Source organism: Streptomyces laurentii (assembly GCF_040635425.1).
Lineage (GTDB): Bacteria > Actinomycetota > Actinomycetes > Streptomycetales > Streptomycetaceae > Streptomyces > Streptomyces laurentii.
Genome location: NZ_JBEYHT010000026.1, coordinates 74,082 through 94,259, shown reverse-complemented (window position 1 = coordinate 94,259; position 20,178 = coordinate 74,082). Strand labels below are relative to the sequence as shown.

Here is a 20,178-nt window from a genome sequence, read left to right as displayed (position 1 = left end):
GTCACCGACTGTTGTAGACGACCGGCCGATGCTTGTGCAACAAGTTGCATAACGAGGGTGGGGCGATGTGCCCGACGCCACAGCGCCGAGGCTCAGGCCAGGGAGGCGACGGCCTCGTTGAAGGTGGCGGACGGACGCATCACGGCCGCGGCCTTCGCCGGGTCGGGCTGGTAGTAGCCACCGAGGTCGGCCGGGGAGCCCTGGACGGCGATCAGCTCGTCGACGATCTTCTGCTCGTTCGCGGCGAGCGTCTCGGCGAGCGGGGCGAAGGCCTTGGCCAGCTCCGCGTCGTCGGTCTGCTTGGCGAGCTCCTGGGCCCAGTAGAGGGCCAGGTAGAAGTGGCTGCCGCGGTTGTCGATGCCGCCGAGGCGACGGGTCGGCGACTTGTCCTCGTTGAGGAAGGTGCCGGTGGCGCGGTCCAGCGTGTCGGCGAGGATCTGGGCACGGGCGTTGTCCGTGGTGGTCGCCAGGTGCTCGAAGGAGGCGGCCAGCGCGAAGAACTCGCCGAGCGAGTCCCAGCGCAGGTAGTTCTCCTTGACCAGCTGCTGGACGTGCTTCGGGGCGGAGCCGCCGGCGCCGGTCTCGAAGAGGCCGCCGCCCGCCATCAGCGGGACGATGGACAGCATCTTGGCGCTGGTGCCCAGCTCCAGGATCGGGAAGAGGTCCGTCAGGTAGTCGCGCAGGACGTTGCCGGTGACCGAGATGGTGTCCTCGCCGCGGCGGATGCGCTCCACGGAGTACTTCGTGGCCTCGACCGGGGACATGATCTTGATGTCCAGGCCCTCGGTGTCGTGGTCCGCGAGGTAGGTGTTCACCTTGGCGATCAGCTGCGCGTCGTGGGCGCGGTTCTCGTCCAGCCAGAACACGGCCGGGACGCCGGTGGCGCGGGCGCGGGTGACGGCGAGCTTGACCCAGTCCTGGATCGGCAGGTCCTTGGCCTGGCAGGAGCGGAAGATGTCGCCCTCGGCGACCTCCTGCTCCAGGACCGTGGTGCCGGAGGCGTCGACGAGACGGACGGTGCCCGCCGCGGCGATCTCGAAGGTCTTGTCGTGGGAGCCGTACTCCTCGGCCTTCTGCGCCATCAGGCCGACGTTCGGGACGGAGCCCATGGTCGACGGGTCGAAGGCGCCGTGGGCACGGCAGTCCTCGATGACGGCCTGGTAGACGCCCGAGTAGGAGCTGTCCGGGAGGACGGCGAGGGTGTCGGCCTCCTGGCCGTCCGGGCCCCACATGTGGCCGGAGGTGCGGATCATGGCCGGCATCGAGGCGTCGACGATGACGTCGGACGGCACGTGCAGGTTGGTGATGCCCTTGTCGGAGTCGACCATGGCGAGGGCCGGGCCCTCGGCGATCTCGGCGTCGAAGGAGGCCTTGATCTCCTCGCCGAGGCCGTGCGGGAGGGACTCCAGGCCCTTGAAGATGGTGCCGAGGCCGTCGTTCGCGGACAGGCCGGCGCCGGCCAGGACCTCGCCGTACGTGGCGAAGGTGCGCGGGAAGAAGGCGCGCACGACGTGGCCGAAGATGATCGGGTCGGAGACCTTCATCATCGTGGCCTTGAGGTGCACGGAGAACAGCACGCCCTCGGCCTTGGCGCGGGCGACCTGCTCGGCGAGGAAGGTGTCGAGCGCGGCGCCGCGCAGCACGGCGGCGTCGACGACCTCGCCCGCGATGACCTTCAGCGGCTCGCGCAGCTCGGTGACGGTGCCGTCGGCGGCGACGTGCTCGAAGCGGAGGGTGGTGTCCTCGGCGATGACGGTGGACTTCTCGGTGGTCGCGAAGTCGTTCTCACCCATGGTGGCCACGTTGGTCTTGGACTCGGGGGTCCAGGCGCCCATGCGGTGCGGGTGGGTCTTCGCGTAGTTCTTCACGGCGCCGGGAGCGCGGCGGTCCGAGTTGCCCTCGCGCAGGACCGGGTTGACGGCCGAGCCCTTGATCTTGTCGTAGCGGGCGCGGACGTCCTTGTCCTCGTCGCTCTGCGGGTCGTCCGGGTAGTCCGGAAGCGCGTAGCCCTGGGCCTGGAGCTCGGCGATCGCGGCCTTCAGCTGCGGGATCGAGGCCGAGACGTTCGGCAGCTTGATGATGTTGGCCTCGGGCGTCTTCGCCAGCTGACCGAGCTCGGCGAGGGCGTCGGCGATGCGCTGGCCCTCCTCGAGACGCTCCGGGAAGGTGGCGATGATGCGCCCGGCCAGGGAGATGTCACGCGTCTCGACGTTGATGCCGGCGGTCGAGGCGTACGCCTGGATCACGGGCAGGAACGAGTACGTCGCCAGGGCGGGCGCCTCGTCGGTGTGCGTGTAGATGATGGTCGAGTCAGTCACCGGGTGTGCTCCGCTCCACGTCTGCGTCTGCCTTCAAGATTGCTCGACATCAAGATATCTCGTGATCCCGCTCCTCGGGAAAGGGGTCCGGGGGAAGGCCGTCGTCGAGGTACCCGCGGCCCGGTCCGTCGGGGTCCGCGTCGTCGGCGAAGGGGTCGGCGGGGTCGGCGGCGGCGCGCCGGTACGGGACGGGCTCCGGGTCGAGCGCGACGTGGCGCAGCATGCCCAGCAGGGCGAGGGCGACGGCGGCTCCGGTCCCGGCGGCGAGCGCCTGGCCGCAACGGTGGGCGGTCCGGGGCAGCGCGGCGGCCACGGGTCCGGGGCCGGGGAGGGTGCCGCCGAGGAGGTACGCGCCGGCGGCGAGGCCCGCGACCGCGACGACGGCGAGGGGGACGACGACGAGGAACCGCTGCGGGGGCAGCCCGCGCCGCGGCGCGGGGCGCACTTTGCCGCCGCGGGCGAGGAAGCCGACGGCCGCCGTGAAGCCGGCGAGCACGAGCAGGTCGGCGGCGATGACGTCGCCGGGGCGGTGGTGGCCGGTGGCGATGCTGTACGCGCCGAGGGCGGCGGCCCACAGGGCGCCGAGGCCGACGGCGGTGGCCCGCAGCCGGTGCGGGACGACGAGGACGAGACCGAGGGCGGTGCCGGCGGCGAGCACGGCGGGCACGCTGGGGAAGCCGCTGGGGACGGGGGTGCCCGAGGCGTCGACGAAGCGGGGGCCGGGCGCGTAGTACCGCAGCAGCAGGGCCACGACGAGCGCGGCGGCGAGGGTGCCGAGGGCGGCGGCGGTGTGCGCGTACCGCTTGCGCAGGACGCCGACGGCGGCGAGCAGCAGGACGGCGAGGACCAGGGTGAGGGTGCCGAAGCCCTGGGCCGAGGGGTGCTCGCGCAGCACGCGGGCGACGGCGGGATCGGCGAGCCGCCCGGCGAGGACGGCGTCGCCCCAGCGCCGGCCCGTGGCGGTGAGCACCAGTCCGGCGTAGGCGAGGGTGAGCAGGAGGACGGCGGCGAGGCAGGCCCGCCGCATGCGTATCCGGACGCGGGCGCTGAACGAGTCGGCGGCCTCGCCGGCTATGGCGGCGTACCACCATGTGCCCTGGGCGGCGACGCTCGGCACGGAGCCGCCGGTACGGGTCCTGTCGAAGGGTGCCATGCCTCGATTCGACCGCGCGGCGCGCCGGCGCGCCCGCTGGAGGCGCCCGAACGGCGGCGGGAGGAGTCGGGGTTGGGCGCGGGGTCGGCGTCCGGGGCGGGGTTCGGTGGGCCAGGCCCGGCGGCCGGGAGCAGCGTCCCGGATCAGCGTCCGGGATCTGTGGACCGCGCTCCCCGGCCGGAGGAGGGGCGCTGTGCGAGGACGAGCAGCAGGATGCCCACCAGGAGGGCCCCGGACGCGGCCAGGGGCGGCGTGAGGAACGGGCCGGTGGGGAAGGTGCCCAGGTTCGCCGCCTGGGCGACCAGCGACCCGCCCATGACCAGCAGGGCCCAGCCGTGCAGCGCGGGCCGCCGGACGTGACGGCGTTGCCAGGGCAGGATCCAGCCGGTGCGCAGGGCCGCGACCCCGCAGACGCCGCCCGCGATGCCCAGAACCGCTACGGCCACGGCCGCCGCGTACACCATCTCCGCCCCCACCTGCCTCGGATCCCTCGCCCCCGCGTGAGTGATCTTGCCACCGGCGGTACGGCATGACCACGACCGGGTCCGAAGGCGGGCGGTGGGCGGTGGCCGGTGGTCGGCAGGCTCGTCCGGAGGGGGCTCGGTCGGGGGCTTCCCCGCGCGGCAGGCGGGTCAGACGCGGTCGAGCAGCCGTGCCAGCGGGCGCGGCACGCCGGCGGCCAGGTCCAGGTCGGCGACGAGCGCCCGCGCGTACAGCTCCTTGCGCCCGCTGTGGGTGCCGAGGAAGCGTCGCAGCTGGTGCTCCACGGGCCGGTCCCGCTGGGCGGGCTGGCCTTGGAAGGTGCGGAACGGGCGGGTCTCGCCCTGGGCGTCGATCACCCGGATCACGCCGTCGGCGCCGAGCGCGCGGATCAGCTCGTCCTCCAGGTCGGCGTCGCACACCTGGAAGCCGAGGCCTTCCAGATCTTCCGGCGTGAGCCCGGACCCGAGCCCGACCCGCTCCAGATGGCGCCGGAAGTACCGCTCCTCGCCGAGGTCGCAGAGTCCGGCGAGCGGAAGGCCGAGCCCGGGCGGGCCGCAGACGTTCAGGAAGTGCCCGATGTTGGTGGCGCCGCCGAGCGGCACGACGGCGACGCCCTCCGCGCCGAGGTCGCGGCCGTGGCGGGCGGCGAGGGTGTGGATCGCGGCCCGGTCGCTGTCCCCCTCGACGAGCACGGCCGTGCGCACCCCGCCGGCCAGTTCGCGGGCGGTCCGTGCCGCCCGCTCCGCCTCGGGTCCGCCCGCCACCCAGGTGACCAGCGCCTGCTCGAACGATCTCGACTCGCCCACGGGACCTCGCTTTCCGGCGCCATCGTGGCACGGGCGGTACGGCGGACGCACATGCGTTTTCCAGGACTGGAGGGGCGGCGGGGAGGCGTGGGACGGAGCGGGGTGGGCGGGGCAGGGCAGGGCCGGGGGGGGCCGGCGGGGCGGGACGGGCCGGGCGGAAAAGAGCGCGGCCCGCCGGAAGGTTCCGGCGGGCCGTCCTGACCGGCACGACCCGGCAGCCCGTACTGGCTCGGCGGGTCACGCGGTCACGCGCGTCGCGAGGACTCAGCGGGCGAGCTCGCCCATGGGGCCCCAGCCCTGCAGCTCGGGCGAGTTCACGTGGATGATCTCGGGGGTGGAGGCGATCAGCTCGCCCATGGTCGCGAGACCGGCCTTGAAGTGGTCGGACGCGACGTGCTTCGCGCCGGCCTCGTCGTCGGCGAAGCCCTCCAGGAGGACCCACTGGTTCGGGTCGTCGACGCCGCGCGACCAGTCGAAGAACAGGTTGCCGGGCTCGGAGCGGGTGGCGTTGGTGAAGTCGGCGACGTGCTCCAGCCAGGCGTCGGCGACGTCGGGGCGGGCGGTGAATCGTACGGCGATGAAGATCATGCCTCCACGGTGCGGCCTGCGCGGGACCCCCGCCAGCCGGGCGCCTCAGGATTCCGGCAGGGTCGGAATCCCGCCCGCCACGTCGAGGAACGGCACGAAGAGCGGGACGGCGCGGGCCAGCGCGGCCCGTACCTCGCCGTGCCGCCGCCGGAAATCGGCGGTGGGCAGCGAGACGGACAGCGCGTGCGCGATGCCGTCGGCCCGCTCAGGGAGCACGGTGGCCAGACAGGTGTACGCGGGGTCCGCCTCCCCCACCGAGACGGCGACGCCGCTCTCGCGGACCCGGGCCAGCTCCGCCTCGAAGCGTTCGGGGCTGGTGATCGTCCGGTCGGTGAAGCGGGCCATGCCGTGCTCGTCGAGGTAGCGGCGGCGCGCGGCCCGGGGCAGCCCGGCGAGCAGGACCTTGCCGTGCGCGGTGGCGTGGGCGCGCGGCTCGGGGCCCGGGGTGAAGGGGTGGGCGGTGTCGGTGACGGGCGCGGTGGTGTCGAGGACGGTGATCCGGCCGTCACGGTAGGCGGTGAAGTACGCCTCGGCGCCGGCGGTCCGGCGCAGATGCCCGAGCAGGGTGGTGACGGGGCCGCCGAGCCCGTGGTGGCGCTGGTAGGCGCGGTGCAGGGCGGGAACACGCGGTCCGGGTGCGTAGCCCTCGGGAGTACGGACGAGGTGGCCGCGGGCGATCAGGGGTCCGGCCAGGTGGTAGACGGTCGACAGCGCGCAGCCGAGGGTACGGGCCAGGGCCTCGGCGCCGACCGGTCGCTCGGCGTCGGCGACGGCGTCGAGGAGGGCGAGAGCGCGGTCGACGGACTGGGGACCGATCGGAGACGTGGACACCGATCCACCTTAGATCGAGAGGAGATGAGAGGGGCGTCACCAGCGGAAGAAAGGGATCATATGGATCCTTTACCCCATTCGGCGTATCGTTGAAGGGATGCCCCCGCACGGAACCGGCCCGGTGTCAGCTCCGCACGCCCGGATTCCCTTCACCGGAGTCCCCTGGTTCGTGCCGCCGGTTCTCTCCGACTCCACTTCGCACCGGGAGGGTGTGTGCACCGCTCCACGAACGCCGTCCACGCCGCCAGAGGCCGGCACGGGCGCCGCGAGCGCCGCAGCCCCATACGCATGGCGGTGATCGCGACCGGTGTGGTCGCGGCCGCCGCCGGCGGACTGTACGTGGCGGGTCTCGTCGCCACCGGGGACGACATCTCCGCGGGCACCCGGGTAAGCGGGGTCGACATCGGCGGCATGAGCCGCGCCGAGGCCACCGCCCGGCTGACCTCGGCCGGGCCCGCCGCCTGGAAGGACCCGATCAAGGTCGCGATCGGCGACACCACGACCACCGTGGACCCGGAGTCGGTGGGGCTCACGATCGACGCGGCGGCCACGGCGGAGCGCGCGGCCGACCCGTCCCGCGGCCCGGTGACGGTGATCGGGCGGCTGTTCTCGTCGGGCAGCCGCACCATCGAGCCCGTCGTCTCCTTCGACGTACCGAAGGCCCACGCGGCGGTCGCGGCGGTGGCGAAGAAGACCGACCGTACGGTCCGCGAGGGCGCCGTCGCCTTCGACCAGGGCAAGACCGTGGTGACACAGCCGCGGGACGGACGGAAGCTGGACGCGGACAAGGCGGTCGACGCGTTGCGTACCGCCTATCCGGCGACCGGTACGGGCGCCTCGCCGGTGCTGCTGCCGGTGTCCGTCGTCCACCCCAAGGTCCAGGCCGCCGAGATCGCCCGGTTCGTGAAGGACTTCGCCGAGCCCGCCCTGTCGGGCCCGGTCACGCTGACCTCGGGCGACCAGCGGCTGTCGATCTCGGCGGCCACGCTCGCCGACCATCTGGAGGTGACGGCGGACGGGGGCCGGCTCGCCTCGTCGCTGGACGCCGCCGCCCTGATGAAGGACCCGGCGGTGGCCCGCCAGCTGAACACGTTCACCGGCAGCCCCGTCGAGGGCCGGCTCGGGGTACGCAACGGCAAGGTCGTCGTGGAGCAGGAGGGCCGGTCCGGCCGCCAGGTGTCGGCCAAGGCCCTCGGCGAGGCGGTGGAGCCGCTCCTGACGAAGACGGGCACCGACGCCCGTACCGGCCCGGTCGCCACGACCACCACCCGGCCGCGGCTTTCGACGGGGAACCTGGCACAGCTCGGGATCACCGAGCAGATGTCGACGTTCACGGTGAACTTCCCGACCGCCCCGTACCGGACGACCAACATCGGCCGCGCCGCCGAACTGATCAACGGCTCCCTCGTCCAGCCCGGCGAGGAGTGGAGCTTCAACCGGACGGTCGGCGAGCGCACCAAGGCCAACGGATTCGTCGACGGCACGATGATCCTCGACGGCCGCTACCAGCTGGCGGCGGGCGGCGGCGTCTCCTCCGTGGCGACGACCGTCTACAACGCGCTCTTCTTCGCCGGCCTCCAGCCGGTCGAGCACGGCGCCCACTCCTTCTACATCGAGCGCTACCCGGCGGGCCGGGAGGCGACGGTGGCGTGGGGCACGCTGGACCTCCGGTTCCGCAACGACTCGGGCAAGCCCCTCTACATCAAGGCGAGTGCGACCGACTCGTCGGTGACGGTCACCTTCCTCGGCACGAAGAAGTACGACTCGGTGGAGGCGGTCGCGGGCCCGCGCACCAACGTCACGCCGCCGGGAGTACGGACGAGCAGCGGCGCCACCTGCCAGCCGCAGGATCCGCTGGAGGGCTTCGACATCACGGTGGACCGGGTGTTCAAGAACGGCGGTGTCGAGGTGAAGCGCGAGAAGTTCGCCACGCACTACACGCCGCGGGACAAGGTGACGTGCGGATGACGGCGTAGCCGCGGCGCGGTATGACCGCTCCGCGACGTGGTCGCTCGTAGGTGACGGAAGGGCCCCTCGGGAGGATGAGGGGCCCTTGCGCCGTACGCGGCCGCAGTACGCGGCTGGTGGAGGTCAGACCTCGGCGTGGGCCCGGGCGGCCGGGGCCTCCTCGGAGACGTCGGCCAGGTCGCGGTGGCGGGTCTCGCGGGCGCAGACGATGGCGACGACCGTGAGGAGCGTGGCGGCGATGACGTACAGCGCGATCGGGGTCGAGTCGTCGTAGCTCTCGAGGAGCGCGGTGGCGATCAGCGGGGCGGGGGCGCCGGCGGCGAGGGAGGAGAACTGGGCGCCGATGGAGGCGCCGGAGTAGCGCATCCGGGTCGCGAACATCTCGGAGAAGAAGGCGGCCTGCGGGGCGTACATGGCACCGTGCAGGACCAGGCCGACGGTGATGGCGAGCAGCAGGCTGCCGAAGGCGCCGTGGTCGATGAGCGCGAAGAACGGGAACATCCACAGGCCGACGCCGACCGCGCCGATCAGGTAGACGGGCCGCCGTCCGATCCGGTCGGACAGCGCGCCCCAGGCCGGGATGACGGCGAAGTGGACGGCGGAGCCGATGAGGACGGCGTTGAGGGCGGTCTGCTTGGACAGGCCGGTGTGGGCGGTCGCGTAGACGAGGATGAACGCGGTGATGACGTAGTACGAGATGTTCTCGGCCATCCGGGCGCCCATGGCGACGAGCACGTCACGCCAGTGGTGCCGGAGCACGGCGACCAGCGGCATCTTCTCGGCCTGCGTGGACGACGCCTTGCGCTCCTCGGCGGCGACGAGCGCGGCCTTGAAGACGGGCGACTCGTCGACGGACAGCCGGATCCACAGACCCACCATCACCAGGACGCCGGAGAGCAGGAACGGCACCCGCCAGCCCCACGCCCCGAACGCCTCGTCGGACAGCAGCGCGGTCAGCGCGGACAGCACACCGGTGGCGAGCAACTGCCCGGCCGGCGCGCCGGTCTGCGGCCACGAGGCCCAGAACCCGCGGCGCTTCGCGTCCCCGTGCTCGGAGACGAGCAGCACCGCGCCGCCCCACTCGCCGCCGAGCGCGAACCCCTGGACGAGCCGCAGCACCGTCAGCAGCACCGGGGCGACGGACCCCACGGTCGCGTGCGTCGGCAGCAGCCCGATCGCGAACGTCGCCCCGCCCATCATCAGCAGACTCAGCACCAGCAGCTTCTTGCGCCCGAGCCGGTCACCGTAGTGCCCGAAGACGAGCGCCCCGAGCGGCCTCGCGGCGAACCCCACCGCGTACGTCAGGAAGGACAGGAGCGTGCCGACGAGCGGATCGGACTCGGGGAAGAACAGTTTGTTGAACACCAGCGCCGCGGCCGACCCGTACAAGAAGAAGTCGTACCACTCGATCGTGGTGCCGATCAGGCTGGCGGCGACAATGCGCTTGAGGGAGCCGGGAGGCGTGGGGGCGTGTGTTGCGGCGGCCATGTGCACCACTTCCGAGCGGATACGAGGGGACGTTTGCGTGTCGCCACACCGTAGGAACGCCCAGGTCAGCCGCGTATGTGGTGGGACACCATAGTTCGGGGTGCGGGGGTGCGGGCAGGCACCATGTCCTGCTCGGTGGAAGCCTTCCGAGTCGGTCGAGAGCACGCTGAAGGTCGGTTGGCAGCCTTCCCAGACGCGTGTCAGGTATCGCAGTCAATGCCCTGTTTCGGCGGCGGCGTTCCGACTCCCGTGCTGGTTTGGTGCTGACCTGAAAGCCCACGTCAGCACCCCTTTCGACCGCTCCCGTGCTGGTTTGGTGCTGACTACGGAGCGTTGGACTCGGGCATTCGGGCATGGGCCGGATGGCCACGGGTGGTCAGACACGTGAGGCCGACAGCCCACATCGGGGATGCCGGCCGCACGGCTCATCGGCTGGCATCAAGCCGTTTCGACGAGCGCGTCGAACTCCAATGGCAAGGCCAGCTCGGTCTGCCCGGTGAAGACGGAGTCCACGAGGTTCCTGAGCCGCTCGGGCGCATCCGGCATGGTGTGCGCGTACGTCTCGAGCGTGATGCGCGGGTCGCGATGCCCCAGCCACTCGGCCATGTCCGACACGGGCACCCCTGGAGAGGCCGGCCGAGGCGAAGAAGTGCCGGAGCCAGTGCGGCGTGATCTTCCCGACGATGCCAGCGGTCTTGCACGCCCGTGCGACCCCTCCGGTGTCGGTGCAGGTTCCGTACGGTGCAGGGGAGCTGACGAGGACGCCCCGGGCCTCGGGGGCGCGCCGGAGCGCGTCGGTGACGGCTGCCGCGCTCGGTGGGTGGGCCAGATGCCGCACGGGGTCCCAGTCGGGTTCCACCCACACGCGGTGGTTTCTGTCGGGGCGATGCCCCGACAGCCCCTCAAAGTTCAGCACTCACTCATTTCCGCGAGGGTGAATCGGCTGCGGGACACCTGCCTGCCGGTCCCCGAGCAGGGAGTCGGCGAGGCGGTCGGCGGCAGCGTGATCGAGGGGGGCATGGCCGAGAAGGAAGCGGTACCAGAAGACGCCATAAATCTGGTCGACGATCAGGTCGAGGTCGGCGTCGTCGGGGAGTTCGCCGTCGCCGCGCCCACGGGCCAGCAGGTCCCGGAGGGTGGCGCGGCGCGTCGCGGTGAACGAGCGCATCAGCTCGGCGAGGTGAACGTCGTGAGCGGCTTCGCGCACCAGGGTGCGCAGGGCGGGAGCACTGGGAGCACGCTGGGCGCCGTCGAACGTGGCCGCGATGAAGGTACGGAGATCGTCGCGTAGCGAGCCGGCATCGGGGACAGGCACGTCGTGTCCGGCCTGGCTGATGAGCGCGTCGAGGAGAACCGCGCCCTTCGAGGGCCACCACCGGTAGACGGTCTGTTTCCCGACGCCCGCCGCGCGGGCGATGGCATCGATGGTGACCGGCCTTCCGTCGGCCTCTGCCAGTAGCCGCAGAGCAGCGTCCAGAATCGCCTGGCGTGCCGCCTCGTTGCGGCGCCGTCCGGTGTGCGGCCGTTCCGCGCGCGGTTCAGTCACGTCCATGCCTCCCTCTTCCCACTTCCGGCACCCTGTGGGCACTGTTTCCCCTCCCCACACTTGACGAGACTACCAGTCTCGTCACACACTCTTATCGAGACCGGCGGTCTCGCCAAGAGACTGTACAGACATGCCGTCAGAAATCGGGGAATCAGCATCATGAATGAGTCGAGTAACTCACCGTCCTTGTTCGCCGGGCAGCGTGTGGTCGTGATGGGCGGCAGCTCCGGTATCGGCGAGGCCGCGGCCTTGGCCTTCGCGGCGGATGGAGCCGAGGTCGTCGTCACCGGCCGCGGCCAAGAGCGGCTGGACGCGGCCGCGGCCCGGATCGGCGGCAAGACCGTCGGCTACCGGATGGACGCTACCGATCAGGGCGCCATCGACGCCTTCTTCACCCAGCACGGCACCATCGATCACCTTGTCCTCGCGGTGAGCGGCGCGGCAGGCGCCGGCCCCTTCGCCCAGCTGGACCTGAAGGACCTGGCGGCCGGCTTCGACGCCAAGTTCTGGCCCCAGGTCCGCATCGTCAAATCCGCGCTGCCGCACCTGCGCCAGGACGGATCGGTGACGCTGATAACGGCCTCCTCCGCCCGCGCGGCCTTCCCCGGTACCGCGGGACTCGCCGCGCTCAACGGCGCGTTGGAGGCGATGGTCCCGCCGCTGGCCGTCGAGCTGGCGCCCCTGCGGATCAACGCCGTCTCGCCTGGTGTCATCGACACCCCGTGGTGGGACCGTGTTCCGGCCGAGCAGCGTCAGGCGCTGTTCGACGGGGTCGCCGCCACCACGCCGGTCGGCCGGGTCGGCCGCCCCGAGGACGTGGCCCGGGCCATTCACATGCTGGCCGCCAACAGCTTCATCACCGGCCTGGTGCTCGACTGCACCGGCGGCGCCAACCTGCCCACCGGCCGCTGACCATGACGCCGCCCGCACCGGGGCACGAGGGCGGCGACGGACAGGCCGTCACGCTTCTCCCGCCATGGGCTTCGGTGGCGGCGCGCCGTAGGGTTGGCGCGCCGAAACAGCCTGGTAGCAGGGGAGAAGCGTGCGGTCCGAGGAGCATGTGGGGTGGGAGCGGAACTTCCCGGTCCGGTATCTCCTGGTCCAGGGGGATACCGGCGGTGAGGAGGAGGGCGCGCTCTTCGTCGGGGCCCGCGTGGTCCGCGAAGTGCTCGCGGCGGTCGAGGAGTTCCAGCAGGCAGGCGCCCGCCGTCCGCACCCACGTACGCGCCGCGTCCCGTGGATCGTCGGACACGGACACCACGCAGTCCATGAAGCACGGCACGTCCGGCCGGAGACCGGCGTCCGGTAGCGCCCGGCGGTTCCCTGTGCGCGTACGACGTCGTATCCAGGACACCCGTGGATCTCACTGAGCCCGCCCGGGCAGCGTTCGGGCTCGGGGCTCCAGGGGGCCGCGCGCCCTCCCCTCCCCGTCGCCGGTGTGGCGGTCACAGGCCCAGCAGCCTCTTCAACTCCTCCAGGAGCACCACCACAGCGCCGCCCGTGGTGGCTCCCGTGCTGATCGTGGCCAGCCAGGACCGCACGCGGGAGCCGTCCAGTGCCTGTGGTGAGGCGGTGGTGGCCAGTTCGTCGCGCAGCGCTTCGGCCTCCCGTGTCTGGTCCGGCTGTTCCGCGACGACCCGGCCGACCAGGACGCCGGCGATCAGAAGGGCCGCTTCCAGGCTGTCGGCAGTCACGCTGACCGTACCGTCGCCGAACTGCTGCCGTCCGCCGTGGATTTCGACGTTGTCGAACCTGTAGGTGCTCATCGCTGCCTCTCGTCGATCGGTCGCGGGCGCCGGACCGGTGCCCCGCTCAGGTGCCCGCCGGTCCCGCGGCGCTGCCGGACGGAACCGGCGGCGTCCCCTGGGCGGCTTGTCCCGGGTCCCCGGCGGAGGAGCCCATGCCGGTGAGGATGTTGGTGCCGCCGTCCCCGAAGATGTTCTGGCCGTGGATCGGGCCGCTGAAGTTGTACGTCTGCAGGGTGATGGTGCCGCGGGTGTCGCGCAGGCCGGAGGTGTCGATGCCGTGTTCCTTCAGGAACCGTTCCGTCAGCGTGAGCAGGGCTTCCTGCATGCGTTGCAGGGCGAGCTGGGCATCCATCCGCTGCGTCAGGTCATGGCTGCGGTCGGGATCGGACACGGCCGCGCGCAGCGTCCCGGAGGCGCCGTAGTCGAAGTAACCGTGAGGCCGCCGGACGCGGTGGCTGCGCCACAGCAGCCGGAAGCCGTTGGCCAGGTGTCGCGCCGGCCGGCCGAGGACCCGGCCGGGCGACCCGAACAGATCGGCGCGAAACCGCGTGCGGGTGAGGCCCAGCGCGCGCCAGGCCGTCTCCGCCCAGCCCATGGGGCGGCCGCCGAAGGCCGCGTTCACCGGGGGGACGTAGGAGGCGGCCAGCTGCCAGGACAGCTGTGACTTCGAGACCCGGGCGCGGACGTGCATCGTCACGACGTAGGAACCGCCGGACCCGACCAGCTCCAGGGTGAGGTAGGTGCGCATCGCCATGCTCGCGGCCGTGATGCCCTCGTCGACGAGGGTCGTGTCGATGTTCACCAGCGGTCGGCGTCGGCCTTTGCCGAACAGCGCTCCCCCGTCGATGTCGCGTACGCGGTCCCCCTGCACGTACAGGCGGTTGCAGGCCCGCAGCCCGTCGAGTCCGGCGGCCTGGGGCAGGTGCTCGGCCATGTACGCGTGCAGTTCGGCCGGCTTCAGCTCGGTCACGTCCGGCCGGTCGGCACCGTCCCCGGGGGCGGGCCGGCTGATGTCGATGCTCGGCCAGGTCCGCTGCAGTACGAGGACGCCGCTGTCGACGAACGGCTCCTCGCCGCCGCGCCCCTTCGACCGGTACAGGGCCACGTTCGCGGCTTCCAGCGCCTCCAGATCCGACTCCAGCACGGCGTCCACCGGCCCCGCGCCGTCCCGCGGGCGGGCGTCTCCCCAATGGACGGCCTGCTGGAACCGGCTCAGGACCCAGTTCCAGACATACGCGAGGACGGCCGCCGGCAGGAGGGCGTACAGGGCGAGCCGGAGACAGTCGGTCAGACGCGCCATGTCCCGGACGATCAGGGCCGCGACCATTCCCACCACGCCCGCCGCCATGACGATCAGGCAGAGCGAGAGCGTGATGTCGCGGAACAGGTGCAGCCGCCGCGCTCGGCGCGCGTGCCGGACCACGGCGACGAGGTCGAGGCCCTGCGGCCGGCCATGGGCCCTGAACCGCTCCATCACGAACAGCTTCGTCACCGCGTCCGCGAACTCGGTTCCGCGGTACGTCCAACCGCACAGTTCGCGGGTCGGCATGTCCTCCGCGTACCGCGGTAACAGGACAGCTTGGCGTTGCTCCACCGAGTCCCCCTCCCGTCGAGCGTTCCAACGATACGGCGCCGCACAGGACTTGTCCCGTCCATGCGCACACGCGCGTCACAGGGCGGTGTGGGATCGGCTCCCGCGCCGCGCGCCGGCCTTCCCACCGCGCGGACACGGCCGCGGACGCGACCACGAGGCATCCGCGCCGGGCGGGATGGTGGTTCAAGCGCTGGTCGTCCGCCTACTCGTACCGGTACTTCAGCGATTCCTCCTCCGCCCGCTCGATGTCGGCGATCGTCAGTTCCGGCCTCCGCAGCTGTGCCAGTGTCACCTCGGCCGAGGTCGGCTGGACATCCACCGGCAGCCACTGCTCCGGCTGCCAGGCCCCGCTGCGCATGAGCGACTTGGGGCAGTGCGGGTAGACCTCCTCGATCCCCACCACCAGCGCACTCGCCGGCGGCTTCCCCACGGCGGTCAGCTGCGACAGCAGCTCCGGGCGGGTGGAGACGCAGGCCCGGCCGTTCACCCTGAGCGTCGTGGTGCGCCCCGGGATGACGAACAGCAGCCCGGCACGTCCGGTGGCGATCACGTTTCGCAGGGTGTCCAGACGCTTGTTGCCGGTCGCGTCCGGTATCGCCACCGTCCGCGCGTCCAGAACGGAGACGAACCCGGCGGGCCCGCCCCGCGGGGAGACGTCGCAGTTGCCCTCGGCATCCGCGCTGGCGACCAGGACCAGCGACGAGCAGGCGATCAACTTCCGGGTCTGTTCGGTGAGTTCGGACATCTGCTTGCGCACGGCCGCGTCACTGGGGAGTACGTAGAGCCGGCCCAGGGCCTCCTGGTCCGACACGGCATCACAGCGGAGTGAGTCGAAGGCGCCGAGGGTGAGGGGTGTGGTCATTGCTCCAGTCCTTGAGAGAGCCGGCCTGCGGTCGCTTTCGGCCGGCGCGTACGCGGATACGGAGGCGGTCGCGCCCGCTGATCCCGCAGGTCCGACCGCCCGATGGTCACATACCGATGAAGCTCACTGTCTCCGTCAGGTCCGCCCGCCCGGTGCGCAGCCGTGGCGCGCCCGCCTTCTCGAACCCCACCGACACGCCGCAGAACAAGACGAGCCCGTCATCGGCCCCGACCGCCCGGCCGACGGTCTTGTGGTACATCGTCCACATCACCTGCGGGCAGCTGTGCAGTCCTTCCGCCCTCAGCAGCAGCATGACCGTCTGGAGGTACATCCCCGCGTCCCCCCACTGCCCGGGCCCCATCGTCCGGTCCAGACAGCAGAACAGGACGACCGGCGCCCCGAACGCCCCCGAGTTCAGCGCGGCGATCTTCATGGGCCTGTCGGGGTCGTCACGCTCGATGCCCAGCGCCTTGTAGCGCTGGGCGGCCGCGGCGGCGAAGCGGTCCACGTGAGGCGAGGTCAGTTCCGCCGGGTACATCGGATACTCCCGCTCGTCACCCGGGTCTCCCGCCAGGGCCCTGGCCGTCGCGCGCCCCTTCAGCTCGGCCAAGGGCTCGCCGGTGACGACGTACACCCGCCACGGCTGGAGGTTCCCGCTCGACGGAGCCCGCGACGCCGCCGCCAGGACCCGTTCGAGTACGTCCTTGGGTACCGGCTCGTCGCTGAACGCCCGTACGGCCCGGCGACTGTCCACGGCCTCGTACACGTCCACGTCTTCTCGTCCTCTCGCTCCACGTCGCTCGACCCGCGAGTCGATACCCGCACTTCACCAGCCCTGAGTCGATCCGGTTCAGCTCCTCCTCAGGGTGCCGAAGGATGTCACGGGGCCGTCGGCCGGCTCGCGGGCACGGTGTCCTTCGTCGCCAGCGTGTCGCCCGACCAGCAGAGCCGGTAGAGGTCGACCTCGGTCAACAGGTCGCGGCCGGACCGGTAGAACTCGCAACGCGTGCCCGGCGGTTGAGGTGCGGAGCGGGCATGGTCGGGTGGGTACGGGTAGGCGTTGTCCGGCAGCAAGGCGGCGAGTTCGGCACGCGGGCGGCCGAGGGGCAGCTCGTCGAACCGGGACGGGGGAAGCACGCTGGTCGTCAACTGCCAGGCCAGGTAGACGGCTGCGGGTACGAAGAAGGCGGCGGCGACGGCGGGAGCCACGAAGGCGGCGACGGAGCGGCGGCGGGCGGCACTCCGTACGGAGGCGAGGCGTGCGACGGACTCCGGTGTGCCGGTGTCCGGTGTGCCGGTGTCCGTACCGGGGGCCGGGTAGGCGGCCCCTGGACCCGGCCCGAGGAGAGCGGGCGGAGTCTCCGGCCGCGACGCCGCCGTATCCGGAGAGGCCGCGACCTGGTGTGGGAGGACCGCGGTGACACGGAATCCGCCCTGGTACGGGCCGGTCCACAACGAACCGCCGAGCACCGTCACCCGCTCCCTGAGCCCCGTCAGACCTCTGCCCCCGGCGCCGATCGTCGGGCCTTCGGCCGCGCACACCGGCCGGTCGCCGGAGGGAGCGGTGTTCACGACGTTCACGCGGGTACGGTCGGCCTCGTGCGAGATCCGCACCCGGATCTCCCCGTCAGGCGCGTGCTTCACCGCGTTGGTGAGTGCCTCCTGCACGGCCCGGTACATGCCCCGTCGGACCAACGGGGACAGCACGGGCATCGCCCCGCGCCGCTCCCAGCGCACCGGCACCCCCGACGCGACCGCCCGTGCGAGGAGGTCCTCGACGGTGTCGGTGAGGGGCAGGCCCGCCCCCGGTTCCGTTCCGGCCGGGTCATGCAGGACCGCGACGGTCTCGCGTAGCTGCTCCACGGCGTCCGCGATCGTCCCGCGCAGGTCGGCGAGGTCGGCGCGGTCGCGGTCGGTGAGGTCGGGAGAGAGTTCCAGGGCTCCGGCGCGCAGGGCGACCAGGCTCAGCACGTGTCCGAGGGAATCGTGCATGTCGGCCGCGATGTCCGCGCGTTCGGTCAGCCGCGCCCGCTCGGCGACCAGGTGCTGGCGCTCCTCCAGGCTTCGGGCCAGCCGCCAGCCCTCTCGCACCAGTTCGCGCCGGCCGCGCCGGTGCCGTCCGGCCAGCCAGGGCAGCAGGAGGGCGGCGGGAAGCACGGTCAGCGCGTAGAACCACCACACGGCCTGCGTCCGGAGCACCGCGCACGTCACGAGATCGAGGGCGAGACAGCCGGACAGGACGAGGAGCGGGCGTCGCGCCGCGGCGACCCGGGCCCCCAGCAGACAGCTGAGTGCGGCCAGCGAGAGGACCTGGGCGTTGGCGGGGGTCGCCGGGTCGGCCATTCCCAGCGCGCACAGTCCGTTGACCAGGACGACCGCGGTCCCCGGCCGGCGCCGGGACAGCGGTACGGCAATCGCCAGGACGGCCAACGGGAGGCTCAAGTCCCAGACCGGCGAGGCCGACGCGCCCGCGTCCCGGAACCCGTAGCCGGTGGCAGCGGCGAGCACGCTCCACAGGGCCGCGTCGCCGCACACCCGTCTGGCCGGGGGCATGCGCAGGTACGGCATGGTGCGTCGACCGTCCTTCCGGTGTATGTCCTTGCCTTCCGGGTCGATTCTGCGGGACGGTCCCGACGCCCGGTGCGGGAGTGGGCCCGCCGAGGGCCTGGAACGGCCACGGCGTCGGAGTCAGGCGTCCCGTCGACGCAGTACGTAGAGGCCGATCAGGTGCGCGGCCACGGCCCACGCCGCCACGATCAGGACGGCCGGCACCGGTCCGTACGGCGCGTCGGCGGCGGGGCGCATGAAGTGCTCCCCCGCACCGTGCGGGAGCTGGTCGTTGAGGACGGCGAGTGCCGGGCCGCCCAGGCCCAGGAGGATGCTGGGCAGCGCCCACAGGAGGGTGGCGAGGATCGAGAGCGCGCCGGCCGGATGGCGCGTGGCGAAGGCCACCCCGACGGTCAGCACCGCGACCAGGGCGTAGTAGAGACCGACCGCGAGGACTTGAAGGGCAGTCGGGCCGGCTTCGAAGGAGGCCCGGCCCCCGAACCCCGTCCAGGCCACCGCCGTGCCCACGACGGCGAACGTGGTCCCGGCGACGAACGCCACCACCGCCGCCACCAGTGCCTTCGCGGCGTGGACCCGGTGCCGCCGTGGAACCGACAGGAGAGAGGCCCGCACACTGCCCGTCGCGTACTCGGAGGTGACCGCGACCGTGGCCAGGACGACGACCGTGAACTGGACGAGGACGGCGGAGGAGGCCGCCGCGTTCCCGACGGGCTGTACCGGATGCTCGTTGATGCGGGCGATCGAGGCGTAGTAGTAGGTGAAGACACCGGTGATCGCGAGACCCGCCAGAAGACAGAGATAGGGGGCTCGGACGGACCACAGCTTGGTCCACTCGCCGGCGACGGCCCCGGCGAACGCTCCGGGTGCGCCTCGGTCGGGAGCGCCGGGGACGCCGGGGGGCGGGTCCTCGCGCCTGGCGGATGTCGTCAGGGTGGTCACGGTCGTCCCCCTTCGTTCGGCGCCGCGAGCGCGGCGTTCATGTCCACGGCATTCGTATCCGCGGCATTCGTGTCCGCGGCATTCGTGTCCGCGGCATTCGTGTCCGCGGCGCCGCCGCCCGTCGTGTACTCGACGCTGCGCGCGGTCAGGTCCATGTACGCCTGCTCCAGCGAGACCCGGACGTCGCTCAGCTGGTGCAACCGGACCCGGCAGTGGTGGGCCAGGTCGCCGATCTCGGCCGCGGTGCGGCCCTCGACGGTGAGTTCGCCGGACTCGGAGGTCTCGACGGTCACCCTGTCAGCCGCCATGAGGCGGCGGACCAGCGTCGCCCTTTCCTCGGGGTCGGGCACCACGGCGCGCGCCGACGCGGGAGAGGCAGCGGCCAGGAACTCGGTCATGGAGGTGTCGCTCAGCAACCGCCCGCGTCCGATGACGACGAGATGGTCGGCCGTCAGCTGCATCTCGCTCATCAGATGGCTGGAGAGGAACACGGTGCGGCCCTGCGCCGCCTGTTCGCGGACGAGCCCGCGAATCCACCGCACACCGTCCGGATCGAGACCGTTGACCGGCTCGTCCAGGACGAGCACCGGCGGATCGCCGAGCAGCGCGCCCGCCACCCCGAGCCGCCCGCTCATGCCGAGCGAGTACGTGCCCGCGGGCCGGCGGGCCGCCTTGGCCAGGCCCACCCGCTCCAGCACCTCGTCCACGCGACGCGGCGGGATGCCGTTCGACCGGGCCTGGGCGATCAGATGCGTACGGCCGGAGCGGGCCGGGTGGACGGCCCGGGCATCCAGCATCGCGCCGACCGCGCACAGCGGCCTGCGCAGGTCCGCGTAGCGCCGCCCGGCGATCAGGGCCTGCCCGCGCGTGGGATGGTCCAGGCCCAGAATCATGCGCATGGTGGTGGACTTCCCGGCCCCGTTGGGGCCGAGGAAACCGGTCACGTGGCCGGCCCGGACATCGAATGTCAGCTCGTCCACGGCGAGGGTGCCGCCGTAGCGTTTGGTCAGTCCCCGGAGGGTGATCACGGAATTCCTTCGTGTCGGTCACGGACCGCGGAATACAGCTCGCGAAAGGTGACGGCTGTGGTGACGGTGACAGTGACGGGCCGCACGCCGACGTGCGGCCGGCCCGGAGCGGCTGCCCCGTTTCCCGTACGGAAGCGACGCTAGGAGTCCGCGGCGCCCGCTCCCACCGGTCGAACGGCAGCGGCGTCCTGCCTTTCGTCAGGGGTGCCCTCCGCCCCTGGGTGGATCTCGGGCACTCGGCATCCGCGCGATGGCGCG

General features: G+C 72.3%; 19 protein-coding genes. 3 read left to right on the top strand and 16 right to left on the bottom strand.

Annotated features, from left to right (window positions below):
* Window positions 1–92 precede the first annotated feature (92 nt).
* From ABZ693_RS18390 to ABZ693_RS18365, 6 genes are all read right to left on the bottom strand, one after another.
* Window positions 93–2,318, bottom strand: a complete 2,226-nt coding sequence (locus tag ABZ693_RS18390) for an NADP-dependent isocitrate dehydrogenase (protein ID WP_359878029.1) — start codon at window positions 2,316–2,318, stop codon at window positions 93–95.
* A 49-nt stretch (window positions 2,319–2,367) separates the two neighbouring features.
* Window positions 2,368–3,471 carry a phosphoesterase gene (locus ABZ693_RS18385; protein ID WP_359878026.1) on the bottom strand — a complete coding sequence of 368 codons (1,104 nt, stop codon included), beginning with the start codon at window positions 3,469–3,471 and terminating at the stop codon, window positions 2,368–2,370.
* A 143-nt stretch (window positions 3,472–3,614) separates the two neighbouring features.
* Window positions 3,615–3,947: a hypothetical protein gene (locus ABZ693_RS18380; RefSeq protein ID WP_359878024.1), complete on the bottom strand. Its 333-nt coding sequence runs from the start codon at window positions 3,945–3,947 to the stop codon at window positions 3,615–3,617.
* A gap of 156 nt (window positions 3,948–4,103) precedes the next feature.
* Entirely contained in the window at window positions 4,104–4,760 is a 657-nt protein-coding gene (locus tag ABZ693_RS18375) for a TOPRIM nucleotidyl transferase/hydrolase domain-containing protein (RefSeq protein ID WP_359878021.1), read from the bottom strand.
* A 264-nt stretch (window positions 4,761–5,024) separates the two neighbouring features.
* Window positions 5,025–5,348, bottom strand: a complete 324-nt coding sequence (locus ABZ693_RS18370; protein WP_359878018.1) for a putative quinol monooxygenase — start codon at window positions 5,346–5,348, stop codon at window positions 5,025–5,027.
* 45 nt (window positions 5,349–5,393) lie between these two features.
* The gene (locus tag ABZ693_RS18365) at window positions 5,394–6,179 is read right to left on the bottom strand and encodes an IclR family transcriptional regulator (RefSeq protein ID WP_359878015.1); all 786 of its coding nucleotides are present in this window, start codon (window positions 6,177–6,179) and stop codon (window positions 5,394–5,396) included.
* Window positions 6,180–6,467: 288 nt separating this feature from the next.
* On the opposite strand from ABZ693_RS18365, the gene ABZ693_RS18360 reads away from it, so the two are divergent.
* Window positions 6,468–8,147, top strand: a complete 1,680-nt coding sequence (locus tag ABZ693_RS18360) for a VanW family protein (RefSeq protein ID WP_435842459.1) — start codon at window positions 6,468–6,470, stop codon at window positions 8,145–8,147.
* 123 nt (window positions 8,148–8,270) lie between these two features.
* Here ABZ693_RS18360 and ABZ693_RS18355 read toward each other — a convergent pair whose 3' ends face one another.
* From ABZ693_RS18355 to ABZ693_RS18345, 3 genes are all read right to left on the bottom strand, one after another.
* Window positions 8,271–9,635 (bottom strand): MFS transporter, encoded by a 1,365-nt coding sequence (locus ABZ693_RS18355; RefSeq protein ID WP_359878009.1) that lies wholly within the window; start codon window positions 9,633–9,635, stop codon window positions 8,271–8,273.
* A gap of 438 nt (window positions 9,636–10,073) precedes the next feature.
* Window positions 10,074–10,241 carry a hypothetical protein gene (locus ABZ693_RS18350; RefSeq protein ID WP_359878007.1) on the bottom strand — a complete coding sequence of 56 codons (168 nt, stop codon included), beginning with the start codon at window positions 10,239–10,241 and terminating at the stop codon, window positions 10,074–10,076.
* Window positions 10,242–10,551: 310 nt separating this feature from the next.
* Window positions 10,552–11,187, bottom strand: a complete 636-nt coding sequence (locus ABZ693_RS18345) for a TetR/AcrR family transcriptional regulator (protein ID WP_359878004.1) — start codon at window positions 11,185–11,187, stop codon at window positions 10,552–10,554.
* A gap of 153 nt (window positions 11,188–11,340) precedes the next feature.
* Between ABZ693_RS18345 and ABZ693_RS18340 the strand changes: the two genes are divergently transcribed.
* Together ABZ693_RS18340 and ABZ693_RS18335 are read left to right on the top strand one after the other, a co-directional pair.
* Complete coding sequence (locus tag ABZ693_RS18340; protein WP_359878000.1) at window positions 11,341–12,093, top strand: SDR family oxidoreductase; 753 nt, start codon at window positions 11,341–11,343, stop codon at window positions 12,091–12,093.
* A 130-nt stretch (window positions 12,094–12,223) separates the two neighbouring features.
* Complete coding sequence (locus tag ABZ693_RS18335) at window positions 12,224–12,490, top strand: hypothetical protein (protein ID WP_359877997.1); 267 nt, start codon at window positions 12,224–12,226, stop codon at window positions 12,488–12,490.
* 136 nt (window positions 12,491–12,626) lie between these two features.
* Here the strand turns inward: ABZ693_RS18335 and ABZ693_RS18330 are convergent, their stop codons facing one another.
* From ABZ693_RS18330 to ABZ693_RS18300, 7 genes are all read right to left on the bottom strand, one after another.
* Window positions 12,627–12,947, bottom strand: coding sequence for a hypothetical protein (locus ABZ693_RS18330; RefSeq protein ID WP_359877995.1), 321 nt, complete (start codon window positions 12,945–12,947; stop codon window positions 12,627–12,629).
* Window positions 12,948–12,993: 46 nt separating this feature from the next.
* Window positions 12,994–14,478, bottom strand: coding sequence for an AbeC-like domain-containing protein (locus tag ABZ693_RS18325; RefSeq protein WP_359877992.1), 1,485 nt, complete (start codon window positions 14,476–14,478; stop codon window positions 12,994–12,996).
* Window positions 14,479–14,725: 247 nt separating this feature from the next.
* The gene (locus tag ABZ693_RS18320; RefSeq protein WP_359877991.1) at window positions 14,726–15,385 is read right to left on the bottom strand and encodes an MSMEG_1061 family FMN-dependent PPOX-type flavoprotein; all 660 of its coding nucleotides are present in this window, start codon (window positions 15,383–15,385) and stop codon (window positions 14,726–14,728) included.
* A gap of 106 nt (window positions 15,386–15,491) precedes the next feature.
* Window positions 15,492–16,157: a nitroreductase gene (locus ABZ693_RS18315; protein ID WP_359877988.1), complete on the bottom strand. Its 666-nt coding sequence runs from the start codon at window positions 16,155–16,157 to the stop codon at window positions 15,492–15,494.
* Window positions 16,158–16,264: 107 nt separating this feature from the next.
* Window positions 16,265–17,953 carry a sensor histidine kinase gene (locus ABZ693_RS18310; protein ID WP_359877985.1) on the bottom strand — a complete coding sequence of 563 codons (1,689 nt, stop codon included), beginning with the start codon at window positions 17,951–17,953 and terminating at the stop codon, window positions 16,265–16,267.
* Window positions 17,954–18,073: 120 nt separating this feature from the next.
* A complete protein-coding gene (locus tag ABZ693_RS18305; RefSeq protein WP_359877982.1) occupies window positions 18,074–18,892 on the bottom strand; it encodes an ABC transporter permease in 819 nt (272 codons plus the stop codon).
* Entirely contained in the window at window positions 18,889–19,920 is a 1,032-nt protein-coding gene (locus ABZ693_RS18300; protein WP_359877979.1) for an ATP-binding cassette domain-containing protein, read from the bottom strand. The genes ABZ693_RS18305 and ABZ693_RS18300 overlap by 4 nt, the downstream gene beginning before the upstream one ends.
* Window positions 19,921–20,178 lie beyond the last annotated feature (258 nt).

Coding starts and splice junctions, on each gene's coding strand:
- ABZ693_RS18370 (WP_359878018.1), bottom strand. CDS start 5,348: ATGATCTTCATCGCCGTACGATTCACCGCCCGCCCCGACGTCGCCGAC.
- ABZ693_RS18385 (WP_359878026.1), bottom strand. CDS start 3,471: ATGGCACCCTTCGACAGGACCCGTACCGGCGGCTCCGTGCCGAGCGTC.
- ABZ693_RS18320 (WP_359877991.1), bottom strand. CDS start 15,385: ATGACCACACCCCTCACCCTCGGCGCCTTCGACTCACTCCGCTGTGAT.
- ABZ693_RS18355 (WP_359878009.1), bottom strand. CDS start 9,635: ATGGCCGCCGCAACACACGCCCCCACGCCTCCCGGCTCCCTCAAGCGC.
- ABZ693_RS18350 (WP_359878007.1), bottom strand. CDS start 10,241: ATGGCCGAGTGGCTGGGGCATCGCGACCCGCGCATCACGCTCGAGACG.
- ABZ693_RS18360 (WP_435842459.1), top strand. CDS start 6,468: ATGGCGGTGATCGCGACCGGTGTGGTCGCGGCCGCCGCCGGCGGACTG.
- ABZ693_RS18345 (WP_359878004.1), bottom strand. CDS start 11,187: ATGGACGTGACTGAACCGCGCGCGGAACGGCCGCACACCGGACGGCGC.
- ABZ693_RS18325 (WP_359877992.1), bottom strand. CDS start 14,478: ATGCCGACCCGCGAACTGTGCGGTTGGACGTACCGCGGAACCGAGTTC.
- ABZ693_RS18330 (WP_359877995.1), bottom strand. CDS start 12,947: ATGAGCACCTACAGGTTCGACAACGTCGAAATCCACGGCGGACGGCAG.
- ABZ693_RS18340 (WP_359878000.1), top strand. CDS start 11,341: ATGAATGAGTCGAGTAACTCACCGTCCTTGTTCGCCGGGCAGCGTGTG.
- ABZ693_RS18310 (WP_359877985.1), bottom strand. CDS start 17,953: ATGCCGTACCTGCGCATGCCCCCGGCCAGACGGGTGTGCGGCGACGCG.